General features: G+C 63.7%; 13 protein-coding genes, 1 tRNA gene and 2 pseudogenes. 8 read left to right on the top strand and 8 right to left on the bottom strand.

Features of this window, described 5'->3' with window-relative positions:
* Positions 1–29: 29 nt before the first annotated feature.
* From ACIPZG_RS23035 to ACIPZG_RS23045, 3 genes are all read left to right on the top strand, one after another.
* Positions 30–545, top strand: coding sequence for a histidine kinase (locus tag ACIPZG_RS23035; RefSeq protein WP_400717182.1), 516 nt, complete (start codon positions 30–32; stop codon positions 543–545).
* Positions 546–901: 356 nt separating this feature from the next.
* The gene (locus tag ACIPZG_RS23040; RefSeq protein WP_400717184.1) at positions 902–1,789 is read left to right on the top strand and encodes a sensor histidine kinase; all 888 of its coding nucleotides are present in this window, start codon (positions 902–904) and stop codon (positions 1,787–1,789) included.
* Positions 1,786–2,445, top strand: a complete 660-nt coding sequence (locus ACIPZG_RS23045; RefSeq protein WP_400717186.1) for a response regulator — start codon at positions 1,786–1,788, stop codon at positions 2,443–2,445. Before ACIPZG_RS23040 ends, ACIPZG_RS23045 begins: the two co-directional genes overlap by 4 nt.
* Here the strand turns inward: ACIPZG_RS23045 and yegS are convergent.
* Positions 2,429–3,316: a lipid kinase YegS gene (gene yegS / locus ACIPZG_RS23050; RefSeq protein WP_400717189.1), complete on the bottom strand. Its 888-nt coding sequence runs from the start codon at positions 3,314–3,316 to the stop codon at positions 2,429–2,431. The genes ACIPZG_RS23045 and yegS overlap by 17 nt on opposite strands.
* Before the next feature lie 72 nt (positions 3,317–3,388).
* On the opposite strand from yegS, the pseudogene ACIPZG_RS23055 reads away from it, so the two are divergent.
* Together ACIPZG_RS23055 and ACIPZG_RS23060 are read left to right on the top strand one after the other, a co-directional pair.
* Positions 3,389–3,547 (top strand): annotated as a pseudogene (locus tag ACIPZG_RS23055) (hypothetical protein); the annotation flags it as partial.
* Between the two features lie 15 nt (positions 3,548–3,562).
* Positions 3,563–4,810, top strand: a complete 1,248-nt coding sequence (locus ACIPZG_RS23060; RefSeq protein ID WP_400717191.1) for a glycosyltransferase family 4 protein — start codon at positions 3,563–3,565, stop codon at positions 4,808–4,810.
* Here ACIPZG_RS23060 and glp read toward each other — a convergent pair.
* Positions 4,799–5,986 (bottom strand): gephyrin-like molybdotransferase Glp, encoded by a 1,188-nt coding sequence (gene glp, locus ACIPZG_RS23065; RefSeq protein WP_400717213.1) that lies wholly within the window; start codon positions 5,984–5,986, stop codon positions 4,799–4,801. The two genes, ACIPZG_RS23060 and glp, sit on opposite strands and share 12 nt — an antisense overlap.
* 22 nt (positions 5,987–6,008) lie before the next feature.
* Positions 6,009–6,548: a molybdenum cofactor biosynthesis protein B gene (gene moaB / locus ACIPZG_RS23070; RefSeq protein ID WP_008090492.1), complete on the bottom strand. Its 540-nt coding sequence runs from the start codon at positions 6,546–6,548 to the stop codon at positions 6,009–6,011.
* Positions 6,549–6,722: 174 nt separating this feature from the next.
* Here moaB and ACIPZG_RS23075 point away from each other — a divergent pair, with 174 nt between their 5' ends.
* Entirely contained in the window at positions 6,723–6,944 is a 222-nt protein-coding gene (locus ACIPZG_RS23075) for a YgdI/YgdR family lipoprotein (RefSeq protein WP_400717194.1), read from the top strand.
* Positions 6,945–7,025: 81 nt separating this feature from the next.
* Positions 7,026–7,102: transfer RNA gene (locus ACIPZG_RS23080), tRNA-Pro, on the top strand.
* 99 nt (positions 7,103–7,201) lie between these two features.
* Here the strand turns inward: ACIPZG_RS23080 and ACIPZG_RS23085 are convergent.
* The 3 genes and pseudogenes from ACIPZG_RS23085 to ACIPZG_RS23095 all read right to left on the bottom strand — a co-directional run bounded on the left by ACIPZG_RS23085 (position 7,202) and on the right by ACIPZG_RS23095 (position 10,734).
* Entirely contained in the window at positions 7,202–7,969 is a 768-nt protein-coding gene (locus ACIPZG_RS23085) for a methyl-accepting chemotaxis protein (protein WP_400717215.1), read from the bottom strand.
* Positions 7,970–8,134: 165 nt separating this feature from the next.
* Positions 8,135–8,818, bottom strand: a pseudogene (locus ACIPZG_RS23090) (methyl-accepting chemotaxis protein); the annotation flags it as partial.
* 152 nt (positions 8,819–8,970) lie between these two features.
* On the bottom strand, positions 8,971–10,734 hold the full coding sequence (locus ACIPZG_RS23095) for an ABC transporter transmembrane domain-containing protein (protein ID WP_400717197.1): 1,764 nt from the start codon (positions 10,732–10,734) through the stop codon (positions 8,971–8,973).
* 207 nt (positions 10,735–10,941) lie between these two features.
* On the opposite strand from ACIPZG_RS23095, the gene ACIPZG_RS23100 reads away from it, so the two are divergent.
* Positions 10,942–11,115 (top strand): PA1571 family protein, encoded by a 174-nt coding sequence (locus tag ACIPZG_RS23100; RefSeq protein WP_008090497.1) that lies wholly within the window; start codon positions 10,942–10,944, stop codon positions 11,113–11,115.
* 101 nt (positions 11,116–11,216) lie between these two features.
* On the opposite strand, the gene pdxB is transcribed toward ACIPZG_RS23100, so the two are convergent.
* Entirely contained in the window at positions 11,217–12,359 is a 1,143-nt protein-coding gene (gene pdxB, locus ACIPZG_RS23105; RefSeq protein ID WP_400717199.1) for a 4-phosphoerythronate dehydrogenase PdxB, read from the bottom strand.
* Between the two features lie 60 nt (positions 12,360–12,419).
* Complete coding sequence (gene tusA / locus ACIPZG_RS23110) at positions 12,420–12,662, bottom strand: sulfurtransferase TusA (RefSeq protein ID WP_008090850.1); 243 nt, start codon at positions 12,660–12,662, stop codon at positions 12,420–12,422.
* Positions 12,663–12,972: the final 310 nt, after the last annotated feature.

The following is a 12,972-nucleotide window of genomic DNA, read 5'->3' on the forward strand; positions in this document are numbered from 1 at the left end:
CCTGCTCTTGCCTTGCGCGCAGGAGTGTCATGATGGACAGCACCGTCTTCAACAACAGCGCCCTGCAGGAATTTCTGCTGGATGCGCAGGTCTTGCTGACCCAGTCCCAGGAATGCCTGCAACACCTGGAACTGATCACCAATGACCCCGACGCCTGTCATTGCCTGAACAATACCCTCGACACGCTCGCCCGACGCGCCAGCGGCCTCAACCTGCGCGAAGTCGCGCACTATGCCGACGCCCTGCAGCAGCTGCTCGCCCCGGCCTGTCGGCAACTGCACCTGCACAGCGAAGCGCTGCCGCCGCTGGAGGCGTGCCTGACATTGCTGGCCTGGCAACTGGAACTGGTGGATGTGCGCACCGGCCGGCTTGCCCTCGACACCAGCGAGCAAGTTGCGCTGCTGACTGACCTTGCGAACGCGCTGCATCAGCCCTTGCCGCAAACGTGTGCGCCCTGCCATGAAACCGGCAGCAGCTGTATCCACCCGCACACTCCTGTAGCCAACCGCGCCTATGCACTAGCAAGTGCGGCACGGGGCAACTAAGCGATACTGGCGATGGCCTATCAGGTCAAACTTGCCTAGTGCCAAGGCCTATAGCCAAATGCCGCTCACAAAAGTTGCAGTGGGTAAGTCGAAGGGTTGAATCGGTGGTGTCACTTTGCCATCTTGCGGCGTAGGGAAGACGCCGCGATCAGCCCGTAAATCCCGAGGTTTCAAAGCATTACCCGGCCGCGACCAACGCAGTCCGAAGTGATACCATGCGCACCAACAAACACCGGCCAGCCGTATATGAATTGCTTTCAACGCGCACTCGCCAGTTATTGAAAGCTCGACGCCAACGCCTCTGGTAAACCATGCGCACGGCCTCCATCAGCAAGACTTCAGTGGCTTCCCTATCTATGTCCCCACGCTTGAAGATTCCTCTGCGTCGCTGTTCCCGCGCCACCTTGCTGCGCTGGGCGACAGCGTCGCTGTGCGTGGTGTCGCTGGTCGCCAATCTGTCGCTGGTGGTCACGCAGGCCCTTCCGGCCGTCCTGCTGCTGTTGCAACTGGTCGCGACCCTCGGCGTCTGCTGGCACCTGAGCCACGGCGCCCGGTCGATCAGCATGCGCCCGGCGGAATTGGCCGATCGCATGCTCAAGGTGCAGGAGGGCGAGCGCCAGCACCTGAGCCGTGAATTGCATGACGACATTGGCCAGTTGCTCACTGCCGCCAAGCTGCAACTGGACTGGTTGCAACGGCGATTGCCCAGTGAATTGCAGACGCACTGCGGGACCTTGCGCAGCACCCTGGAAGACTCGTTGAGCAAGGTGCGCGACGTGTCCGCCATCCTCAATCCCCGGCAACTGGCCAGCCTTGGTCTGGAAGCCAGTCTGCGCGCCCACCTGGTGCGCACCCTGGAAAGCAGTGATGTGCACTGGAGCCTGGAGTGCCAGCAGCGTCTGGGCGGGATTTCCGAGGAAGTGGCCATGGCCGCTTTTCGCATCACCCAGGAAGCTGTCACCAACATGCTGCGTCACGCCCAGGCACGCAACCTGACCATCCGCCTGCAGCGCAAGCCCGATGGCCTGGCCTTGTCTATCCAGGACGATGGCCTGGGGTTCATCCCTGCAATCAACCCTGCCGAGGCGGGTCAACGCGGCATGGCGGGCATGCAGGAACGCGCCACCGCGCTCAAGGGCAGCCTGGAAATTACCAGCCAGCTCGGCCTTGGCACGCGGATCGATGTCTTGTTTCCGTGGCAACCACGCACCCATGAACGCGCCAGGACCCCGATTTCGCCATGACCTGTAGACTGCTGCTGGTGGATGACCACTCGCTCATCCGCGCCGGGGTGCGTGCCCTGGTGTCCGATATCCCGGGCTACACCGTGGTTGGTGAGGCCGAAGACGGCGACCAACTGCTTGAACAGGCTCAGCAACTGGCACCCGACATCGTGCTGCTGGACATTTCCATGCGCTCGACCAGCGGCCTGGACGCCCTCACCTTGCTGCGCGCCAATGGCCACGCCTGCAGGGTGCTGATCCTGTCCATGCACACCGACCCGGAGCTGATCATGCGGGCGCTGGAAAGCGGCGCCCAGGGTTACCTGCTCAAGGATGCCACCGCCACCGAACTGGAGCAGGCGCTGACCGCCCTGCGCAGCGGCGAACGCTACCTCAGCCCGGCCATCGCCCATACCGTGATCAACCAGGCCCTGATGCGCGCGCAGCACGGCAAGCACGCCCATGGCGACCGCCACAATCTGACGGCACGGCAGCTGGAAATTCTGCGCCTTATCGCACGTGGCAAGTCCACGCGCGAGATCGCCAGCGGTCTTGGCCTGTCGATCAAGACCGTGGAAACCCACCGCTCGCAAATCATGAAACGCCTGCAGATCTACGATGTCGCCGGGCTGGTGCTGTTTGCCGTGCGCGAGAAGATCATCAGCCTGGACGACTGAGCAGCGGCGAGTCCGCTGGCAAATGCAGCCGCAATGCTGCGGGGCATGCTTCAAAACGCAAGCTGTCAGCCTGTAGCGGTTCACCATCGAGGTTGATGTCCAGGCCCTGGGAACACTTGATTTCGACCCAGGGCAAACGCGAACGCACGAACAATCCCTCCCCCGCCAGCAACTCACGCAATGCCCCAACCATTTCCTGCGGTGCCGGCAGTATGGCGATGTCCAACAGGCCATCATCCACCCGAGCTTCCGGGCACAATACCTGCCCGCCACCGGCCTGGCGGCCATTGCCGATACCCAGCGCCAACAGTTCACCCTGCCAATGGAAGTCCGGCCCCGTCAGCTCCACCGATGCAGCCTGCAGCTCACTGAAGCGCGACAGGCCGGTGAACAGGTAAGCCGCCGCGCCCAGTATTTTCTTCAAGTCCTCGGAGGTATTGGCGGTGACTTGGCTACCAAAGCCGCCCGTGGCCATGTTGAGGAACCACTCATCGCCCACCCGCCCCAGGTCGATCGGCCTCGGCGGCAGTTCGAGCAATGACAGGGCTTCATCAGGTTGCAACGAAACCCCGGCTGCCCTGGCGAAGTCATTGGCGGTTCCCAACGGCAGCAGGGCCAGGCTGGCATCGGTTTTCGCCTGGCCCATGGCTTCGGCCACATCACGCAAGGTGCCATCGCCACCCCCGGCAACCACATGGCTATAACCGGCCGATAGCGCTTCGCCGACCAGACGCTGGGCGTCCCCACCCTCCCAGGTCACTCGCACATCCAGCGTCCAGCCGCGCTCGCGCATGGCCACGACTGCCTGACGTACGTCCTCGTTCATCGCCTGCTTGCCATGCAGGATCACCATTGCCTTGCGCTTTTGCATTGTGCCTCTCCATGGGAAGCCGTCAGTCCAGATCTCGACCACAAGCAGGAGCACAATGCTGCATTGCCGCTTCATCGCCCGACCAACCCCGGCGCCATCGACCTGGAGATGATCGAGGTACAAAGCAGCGAGTACCTGGGCGAAGACGGTATCGTGGGCTTTACTGATAGCTACGGACGCGTCCCGGCAGCATCGATTGCACAGGGCGCTTTTTTTGTCCGCGGCTTTTAGTGAGGATTCCGGGTTATGCGCATACTCTGGACACTGCCCTACCTGCCCTGGCCCACCACCAGCGGCAGCAAGACCCGGCAATACCACCTGCTGCGCGCGCTGGCGCAGCATGGCCACCGGATCACCTTGCTGGTGCAGACGAAGATCCCCCTGAGCGACGCTACCCGTGAAGCCCTTGAACCGCTGGTCGAACGCCTGATCGTACTGCCCAGGCGCGCGTTGCACAGCCCACTCAACCTGCTGGCCTCGCCGATCATCGACTACCCGATGCGCGCCATCATCAATGGCCTTGCGCCGCGCCTGCGGCATCGCTTCGAGCAGTTGCTGGACGAGCCCTGGGACGTGATCCAGATCGAGCACAGCTACAGCTTCCAGCCTTTCGAAAAAGCCCTGCAAGCCCGCGGTCTGCCCTACTTGCTCAGCGAGCATACCCTGGAATCGGTGATGGGCGCGGCCTGCCACGATCGCCTGCCATTGTGGCTGCGGCCGCTCAATGCTTTCGACCGCTGGCGCTATCGGCGCTGGGAACAGCGCGTACTGCGCCAACCCAGCGAAGTGGTAGCGGTGTGCGCGCACGACGCCGAACTGATCAGCCAGATCAGCGGGCGGCCGGTGAACGTGGTGGTCAATGGCGTGGATTGCGATTACTACCAGGACGTGCGCCCGGCCCTGCACAGCCAGCGCCTGCTGTTCGTCGGAAACTTCGAGTACGGTGCCAACCTCGAAGCCATCGAATGGGCACTGGAGGACATTCTCCCCCAGGTATGGATGAGCAATCCGGCGGTGCGCCTTGCGATTGCTGGACACGCCCTGCCCGCCAGCTGGAAGCGACACTGGAACGACCCGCGTATCGAATGGATAGGCTATCGCCCCGACCTGCGCGAACTGCAACGGCGTTCGGCGCTATTTTTCGCGCCGTTGCGCTACGCGGGCGGCTCCAAGGTAAAAATCCTCGAAGCCATGGCTGCCGGACTGCCGGTAATCACCACCGCCAAGGGGGTTTCAGGCCTTGCGCTGAACAACGGCGAGCACTACCTGGGCAGCGACGACGGGGACCAGTTGGCGCTGTCGATCACCCAGTTGCTCAACCAGCCCTGGCGGATGTGCCAGATGAGCGAGGCCGGTCGCCAGTTTGCCCGGCAACGCCACGACTGGAGCATCGCGGCGCAGCAACTGGAGACCGTGCACATGCGCCTGATGCAGTCGGCACCGGCCGATGTCTCACAGCGCAGTGCCAGCTGGATAGGCCGTTCAACCGAGTAGTTCACTCAGCGGAATGAACGGCACACTGTCGCCCACCTTCGGCGTGCTGCCTTCACGCACCTCGACCAAGCCTTCGGCCCAGGCGGCGCTGCGCAGCACACCGGAACTCTGGTTCTTGTAGATACGCACCTGACCGTTTTCGATACGAGCGCGCAAGTACTCGCGCCGGGTACCGGCCTTGGGCCAGTCGAATCCAGCGGGCACGTCGAACTGCAGCGGCGTGACCGCTGCCACACCCTGGCGGCGCAGCAGGTAGGGGCGAGTGAGCAGGCCAAAGGTGACCAGCGTCGACGCCGGGTTACCCGGCAGGCCGATCACCGGAACGCCTTGATAATGGCCGAAGGTCAGCGGCTTGCCCGGCTTGATCGCCAGTTTCCACAGGGCCAGTTCGCCCGCCTCGCGCAGCGCTGCCCCAAGGTAATCAGCTTCGCCCACGGAAACACCGCCGGTGGACAGGATCAGGTCGACATCGCCCAGCCCGCCCAGGCACTGACGGGTGCGCGCCAGGTCATCGGGAAGAATACCCATGTCACGCACTTCGCAGCCCAGGCGTTGCAACCAGCTGACCAGCAGGCGCCGGTTGCTGTTGTAAATCTGCCCCGGGCCCAACGGCAGGCCTGGTTCGACCAACTCGTCGCCGGTAGATAGCACAGCTACGCGCACCCGGCGCACGACCTGCAGATGGGCGTGCCCCAAGGTTGCCGCCAGACCCAGTTCGATCGGCCCCAGGCGAGTGCCGGCGACCATCACCTGCTCGCCTTTTCGGGTTTCCTGGCCTTGGGGGCGAACGTTCTGGTCGATCTGCAAGGGTTCGAGGAAGCGCACTCGACCGTCGTCCAGCACTTCGGTGTTTTCCTGCATCTCGACGCAGTCGGCACCGGCCGGCAGCGGCGCGCCGGTAAAGATCCGCGCGCAGGTGCCTGGCAGCAACGGTTCTGGGGCGTGGCCGGCGAAGATCTTTTGACTGACCGGCAAAGGTTCACCCAGGTGATCGGCCATGCGCAGCGCGTAGCCGTCCATGGCGCTGTTCGGCCACGGCGGCAGGTCGAGCGAGGCGACCAGGTCGGTCGCCAGCACTCGGCCCTCGGCTTCGGCCAGCGAGACCTGCTCGATATCCTTGATCGGTGCCGCTTCAGCCAGCGCCAGCAGGCGTTCGAGGGCTTCTTCCACCGGCATCAGCGGCCGGGCGTGTGGCGCCTCAGCCACGGCTTTCACAGGCCGCAACCTGCTTCAGGTGAGGCACGAAATTGCACGGACGATGACGGGCATCGAGCTGTTCAGCGAGGATGCCGTCCCAGCCGGTGCGCACGGCATTGGTCGAGCCCGGCAGGCAGCACACCAGGGTGCCGTTGGCGAGGCCGGCCAAGGCGCGCGACTGGACGGTGGAGGTGCCGATGTCGGCCACGGAAATCTGCCGGAACAGTTCGCCGAAGCCTTCAACCTGCTTGTCCAGCAGGCAGGCAACAGCCTCAGGCGTGCTGTCGCGACCGGTAAAACCGGTACCCCCGGTAATCAGCACCACCTGCACGCTTTCGTCGGCAATCCAGGTGGCGACCTGGGCGCGAATCTTGTACAGGTCGTCCTTGAGCAGCACACGGGCCGCCAATTGGTGGCCCGCGGCGGTCAGGCGATCGACGAACAGTTGTCCGGACGTATCGGTTTCGAAGGTACGGGTATCGCTGACCGTCAGCACGGCGATGTTCAGCGCCACGAAGGGGGTATCTGCCTTGGCTTTCATGAGGGTCCGTCGCAGGAGAAGAGGATGCCCGCATTTATATCACAGCAGGCCTCGGGCCAGCCCTGCAGATCCAGGTCAATAACCCACTAACAGGGCTATGCTGAACTGCTAAGGAACTTGCGCAGACGCACCGCGTCATAAAATCATCTAGCACCCTTGCACTGGAGAAACACGATGATTCAACGGACTCTTCCCGCCTTCCTGCTCGCCCTCGGCATTGGCGCCCTCGCCGGCTGCTCCTCGCCCAGCGTGATCACCCTGAACGATGGCCGCGAGATCCAGGCAACCGATACCCCTTCCTATGACGATGAGTCCGGTTTCTACGAATTCGAGCAGCTCGACGGCAAGCGCACGCGCCTGAACAAAGACCAGGTTCGCACCGTCAAAGAGCTCTGATTCAGCCGCTGTTTTTGACATAAGCCCTTTTAACAACAAGGGCTTGCGCTCGAAAAAGCGATGCAGTAGGATTTCGTTCATCGGAGTGTAGCGCAGCCAGGTAGCGCGTCTCGTTCGGGACGAGAAGGCCGCAGGTTCGAATCCTGTCTCTCCGACCAAATCCTGCTCAAAAAGCCCGCCTTGTGCGGGCTTTTTGTTGTGCCTGAGAAAATCGCTGTGCGCTTCGCCGGCAACCTCGCGAAACGCACAGCGTACCTTCAAGCGGTAAGCCGCGACGTCACCTCGCCCAACTGCCCCGACAACCCATGCAAGCGCTGGCCCGCCTGCTCGGTATGCTGCACAGCTTCCTGGTTGGCGGTGGCGATGCGGGTGATTTCGATCAGGTTGCGCGAGATATCCTCGGCTACGCTGGTCTGCTCCTCGGCAGCCGTGGCGATCTGCCGGTTCATGTCGCGGATCGCCTCGACCGCCGTGGTAATGCGCTGCAGCATGTGCCCGGCCTGCTGTACCTGCTCGGCGCCCTCCTCACTGCGCTGCTGCCCACTCTCGATGGCCTTGACCGCCTCCAGCGCGCCTGACTGCACCGCTTCGATGATCTGATGGATTTCGGCGATCGAGGCTGCCGTGCGCTGGGCCAGACTGCGGACTTCGTCGGCCACCACCGCAAAACCACGCCCGGCCTCGCCGGCACGGGCCGCCTCGATGGCGGCGTTGAGCGCCAGCAGGTTGGTCTGTTCGGCAATGCCGCGGATCACTTCCAGCACCTTGCCGATGCGCGAGCTGTCACTCTCCAGGTCGCGGATCACCGCCGCGGTTCCGGCGATCTCACGGTTGACCACGCCGATGATGTCGATGGTCAGCTGCATGACCTGCTCGCCTGCCTGGGCACTGTGATCGGCCTCATCGGCTGCACGCGCGGCTTCGGCTGCGTGGCGGGCCACTTCCTGGGCGGTGGCGGACATTTCGTGCATGGCCGTGGCCACCTGGTCGGTACGCTGGAACTGGTCGTGGGTGCCACGGGCCATGTCCCCGGCGATGTTGCGCAACTGGCCGCTGGCGCCTTCCAGTTCCTGGGCATTGTCCTTGAGCCTGCCCACGGTGTCGGCGAGAAAATCACGCAAGGTATTGGCTGCGCGCGCCAGCCGACCCAGTTCGTCCTCGCGACGGCTGTCGACACGTGCGGCAAAGCGACCCTGGCTCAGTTGCGCCACATACTCGATCAACTGGCGGATCGGCTCGATCAGGCTGCGGTTGACCCGCCACACGCTGAACAGCCCCACGAGCAACGCTGAGCCAAGCATCACCAGCATCCCCAACCATACCGTGCGCTCTGCGCTGGCGCTGATGCTGGCGGCGCGCGTGCGGGCATCGGCGCGAAGTTGCTCGACCAGCGCGCTCATCTGTTCGCTGGCGGCACGGTCGACGCCTTTGACGGCCTGGTCGCCAACCAGCGGATCGCCACCGGCGGCCATGAACGCCTGGCGGCCCTGCTCATAGGCCACGCCCAGTTGCCGGTGGCTGTCGCGCAGCTGCTGCAACGGTGCCTTCAAAGACACATCGCTGGTGTCGATCAATTGCCCAAGCAATTGCTGAACCTGCTGCTCGCGCGCCTGAAATTGCTGCCAGTACTTGTCACGCTCGGCCGGCTGGCGCCCGCGCAACAGCACGTTCTTCCATTCCTGCACCTGGATCTTGAACTGCAGGTTGGCTTCGTCGAGGGTTTGCGAAGCCCGCAGCGGCCCATCGACCAGCTCGGCGTATCCGCGAACGCTGGAGGACAGAAACTGGAAACACACCAAGGCTATTAGCAGCATCGCCGCCAGGCTGGCACCCAGCAAGGTGAGAATTTGCACTCTGAGGGAAGTACGCAACATCGCAGATCTCTGGTACAGGAAAGTGGGGAAACGTTTTCGTAGGCCAAAAAAAAGCTGCCATCGATCGATAGCAGCCAAGTCGAGCACTTACGCAACAGTTGGGCCAATACTCTCAGGCATTTGCTACAGAAATGTTACAGGTTGACGATGACTCAGCCGCTGGCGAACTGCAGCGCAGCCAGGCGGGCATACAACGGACTTTCCTCGATGAGTTGGCGATGACTCCCCACCGCCACCACCCGGCCCTTGTCGATGACGGCGATGCGGTCGGCATGCTGCACCGTGGCCAGGCGGTGGGCGATGACCAGCGTGGTGCGGCCAGCCATCAAGCTGGGCAGCGCCTGCTGGATCAGGTACTCGCTCTGCGCATCGAGGGCGCTGGTGGCTTCGTCGAGCAGCAGGATGGGCGCATCCACCAGCAGCGCACGGGCAATCGCCAGGCGTTGCCGCTGGCCACCCGACAAGCCGACACCGCCCTCGCCCAAGAGCGTCTGGTAGCCCTGCGGCAACTGGCGGATGAATTCGTCGGCATAGGCGCCTTGCGCCGCAGCCTTGACTTCGGCCATGGATGCCTCGGGCCGGCCATAGCGGATATTGGCTTCGACAGTGCCACGAAACAGGGCGGGGTTCTGCGCCACCAAGGCGAACTGACGGCGCAGCTCACTGGGCTCCATCGCGGTGATTGGCACGCCATCGAGAAGAATGCGTCCCTGCTGCGGGTCATAGAAGCGCAGCAACAGGTCGAACAACGTCGACTTGCCGGCCCCCGAAGGCCCGACCAGGGCCAGCGTCTGACCGGGTTCGATGACCAGGCTCAGGTTGTCGATGGCGGCCACCGAGGGCCGCGAGGGGTAGGCAAACGCCACCTGTTGCAACGCGATGCGCCCGCCACCGCGCTGGCGCGCCAAGGCGACCGCCACCTCGGGTGCCAGGATCGCGCTGCGCGCCGCCAGCAACTCGGCAATGCGCTCGGCGGCGCCGGCGGCGCGCTGCAACTCCCCGATCACTTCGCTAAGGGTGCCGCAGGCACTGCCGACGATCAGGCTGTAGAACACGAACGCCGCCAGGTCGCCCGCCGAAATGCGCCCGGCGATCACGTCCATGCCACCGACCCACAGCATCACCCCCACCGCGCCTAGCACCAGCACGATGACCAGGGTAATCAGCCAGGCACGCTGGGCGATACGCCGCCTGGCCACGGCGAAGGCCGCCTCGACCGTGTCGGCGAACAGCGCACGGTCGCGCGCCTGGTGGTTGTAGGCCTGTACGGTCTTGATCTGCCCCAGGGTTTCGGCCACGTAGCTGCCCACGTCCGCCACCCGGTCCTGGCTCTGCCGCGACAGGCGGCGCACGCTTCGGCCGAACAGCAGGATCGGCGCCAGCACCAGCGGCAGGGCCAGCACCACAATGCTGGTGAGCTTGACGTTGGTGATGAACAACAGCACCACGCCGCCGATCACCATCAACACGTTGCGCAGGAACATCGACAGCGACGAGCCGATCACCGACTGCAGCAAGGTGGTGTCGGTGGTCAGCCGCGACTGGATCTCGGAGCTGCGGTTGTCTTCGAAGAAACCGGGGTGCAGCCCGATCAGATGATCAAACACGGCCCGGCGAATATCGGCTACGCAGCGTTCGCCGATCCATGAAACCAGGTAGAAGCGGCTGAAGGTGCCAATCGCCAGTGCCAGCACCAGCACCAGGAACAGGCCGATGGTCTGGTTCAACTGGTGCGTCGAGCGCGTCATGAAGCCCTGGTCGACCAGCAGGCGGATACCCTGTCCCATGGACAGGGTGATGGCTGCAGTCACGACCAGTGCCAGCAATGCCAGCAGGGCCTGACGACGGTAAGGTCGAATGAATTGCCAGCCCAGGCGCAAGGCGCGGCGTTGGCGGGTGGAGACCGGTTCGGGCATGACAGCGACCAAAGCAGCGGGGGAGAAAAAGCAGACTACCACTCAACCACCGCGCCTGCGGCTATAGCCCAACGTTCTAACGGGCCTCTGGAGGTTTTTTGCGCTTTCTGTTGGACTGTGGGATGTCCGCGACACCCAAGAGCCCTTGTCACAGGCCGGTCACGGCACAGGTTTACTTTGATATTGGACCTGATGAGGAGACAGCGAATGAGTTTGCAGCATGGCAGCGATACCCCGAAAAGCCAGAGCACCCCGCAACCCAAGGCCTGCGGTTCGATCATCGACGCCCAGGGCCGTGAGGTTCCGATTACCGAGCAGATGATTCAACACGCATGCAAGAAGCTGGAGGAGAGCCGCGACGAAAAAAGTCGCAAGGGCTGAGCCGCGAATTCTTTGCAACCCGGCGCTTGCGCCGGGTTTTTTATTGCCCGTTTGGGGTTGCCTGTAGCGGCCTCATCGCCGGTACGGCATGCCCAAGTCGGTCAGTCCATTACCGCACCCAAGGCACTGACCATCTGCACCAACTGTGGTGCCTCGCCCCGCACCCGCACCGCCAGCCCTTCGATTTCGCGCCGTGGCGGATAATGCTTGCGCAGCTGGTCGAACGCCGCCCGTTGCTCGGCGGCATCTTCACTCAGGCTACGGCGGAAATCGGCATCGTCGCGACGGGGGTCGTATACCGCTCGGCACAGCGTCGCCAGCGCCCATCCCAGGTCAGCCTCGCCATCCAGCTCGATCTGCGCCAGCGGCGGCTTGGGCAGCAGGTCGGCCAGTTGCACCCGCTCAGGCTGGTCGAGGAAGCGGCACAGCGCCTGATAGATCTGCGCCGTGCCACGCTGGCGGCCATCCAGGCTGTAACCTGCGATATGCGGCGTGGCCAAGGTGCACAGATCGGCCAGTTGCAGATCGACCTGCGGTTCGCCTTCCCAGACATCGAGCACGGCGTGCACATCTTCGCGGTCCAGCAGCAGCTCACGCAGGGCTGCGTTGTCCACTACCGGCCCACGGCTGGCGTTGATCAGCCAGGCACCCGGTCGCAGGCTTGCCAGTTGCGCGGTGCCCAGCAGGTGCCAGGTCGGGTGCTCACCGTCTCGCTGCAGTGGCGTGTGCAGGCTGATCACGTCGCACTGTTCCAGGATCGTTTCGAGGCTGACGAAATCGCCGCCTTCGCTGGCCTGGCGCAGCGGGTCGCACACCAGCACCTTCCAGCCCAGGCCGTGCAGCACGCGCACCAGCCGGCCACCAACTTCACCTGCCCCGACCACACCATAGGTGCGGTGTGGCAACGCTACGCCATCCAGTTCGGCCAGGGTCAACAGGCTACCCAGTACGTAGTCGACCACGCCACGGGCATTGCAGCCTGGGGCGCTGCTCCAGTGAATGCCGGCTTCGGCGAAATAGTTCAGGTCGAGGTGATCGGTGCCGATGGTGCAGGTGCCGACGAAGCGTACCTTGCTGCCTTCGAGCAGTTGCCGATCGACCTTGGTCACCGAACGCACCAGCAGCACATCGGCCTCTTTGACACTGGCGGCGTCGAGGCTCCTGCCGGGGTATCGGCGGATCTCGCCGAAGCCTTCGAAGAAGGCATCGAGCAGCGGGATATTCTCGTCGGCAACTATCAGCATGGCGCTCTCCTGTCAGGGGAACGCAGTGTAGGCGCTACGACGGGCGTGTTCCAGCGCGGCTCAGTCGGCTTTCTTGCGAATCCAGTAGAGGAAGGTGCCTGCCTCTTCCTGCTGCTGCAGCAGCTCGTGGCCGAGGAAGTTGCAGAACTTGGGAATGTCGCGTCGGGTCGAGGGGTCGGTGGCGATGACCTTGAGCAGGCCACCGGCGGCCAGGTTGCGCACGTGCTGGTGCAGCATCATGACTGGCTCCGGGCAGTTCAGGCCGGTGGCATCGAGGATCGCGTCAGGGGTGAATTCAGTCATGGGGGGGCTCCGCAAATGATCGCTATTGTCGCGCATAGCGTGACGCAGACCAATAGCCACCTGCCGCCCACTGCGTCGCGCAGCGCGGCTTGCCCTGCTTTTGCTTTGGCTTTTGCTTTGGCTTTTGCTGTTGCTTCTAAGCGCGCGGTAGTTCAGTCACCGCCAATTGCGACGTCAGGAGGCCGAGCGGAGGTCTTGCGGAGGGAGGTGACGGGCATGGATGCCCGTCAAGCGCTGGGCCCCAGGATGGGGCCTGCAGCGCGGTCCTCCCGGGAGCAAGACCGGAGCGAGGGAACCCCGGAGCGAAGCG

It is taken from the genome of Pseudomonas sp. NPDC089395 (genome assembly GCF_044749525.1).
In the GTDB taxonomy this organism is placed as follows: domain Bacteria; phylum Pseudomonadota; class Gammaproteobacteria; order Pseudomonadales; family Pseudomonadaceae; genus Aquipseudomonas.

Bases quoted from the DNA above. Each gene is read 5' to 3' on its own strand.
- ACIPZG_RS23035 (WP_400717182.1), top strand. From the start codon at position 30: ATGATGGACAGCACCGTCTTCAACAACAGCGCCCTGCAGGAATTTCTG.
- ACIPZG_RS23040 (WP_400717184.1), top strand. From the start codon at position 902: ATGTCCCCACGCTTGAAGATTCCTCTGCGTCGCTGTTCCCGCGCCACC.
- ACIPZG_RS23045 (WP_400717186.1), top strand. From the start codon at position 1,786: ATGACCTGTAGACTGCTGCTGGTGGATGACCACTCGCTCATCCGCGCC.
- yegS (WP_400717189.1), bottom strand. From the start codon at position 3,316: ATGCAAAAGCGCAAGGCAATGGTGATCCTGCATGGCAAGCAGGCGATG.
- ACIPZG_RS23060 (WP_400717191.1), top strand. From the start codon at position 3,563: ATGCGCATACTCTGGACACTGCCCTACCTGCCCTGGCCCACCACCAGC.
- glp (WP_400717213.1), bottom strand. From the start codon at position 5,986: ATGCCGGTGGAAGAAGCCCTCGAACGCCTGCTGGCGCTGGCTGAAGCG.
- moaB (WP_008090492.1), bottom strand. From the start codon at position 6,548: ATGAAAGCCAAGGCAGATACCCCCTTCGTGGCGCTGAACATCGCCGTG.
- ACIPZG_RS23075 (WP_400717194.1), top strand. From the start codon at position 6,723: ATGATTCAACGGACTCTTCCCGCCTTCCTGCTCGCCCTCGGCATTGGC.
- ACIPZG_RS23085 (WP_400717215.1), bottom strand. From the start codon at position 7,969: ATGGCCCGTGGCACCCACGACCAGTTCCAGCGTACCGACCAGGTGGCC.
- ACIPZG_RS23095 (WP_400717197.1), bottom strand. From the start codon at position 10,734: ATGCCCGAACCGGTCTCCACCCGCCAACGCCGCGCCTTGCGCCTGGGC.
- ACIPZG_RS23100 (WP_008090497.1), top strand. From the start codon at position 10,942: ATGAGTTTGCAGCATGGCAGCGATACCCCGAAAAGCCAGAGCACCCCG.
- pdxB (WP_400717199.1), bottom strand. From the start codon at position 12,359: ATGCTGATAGTTGCCGACGAGAATATCCCGCTGCTCGATGCCTTCTTC.
- tusA (WP_008090850.1), bottom strand. From the start codon at position 12,662: ATGACTGAATTCACCCCTGACGCGATCCTCGATGCCACCGGCCTGAAC.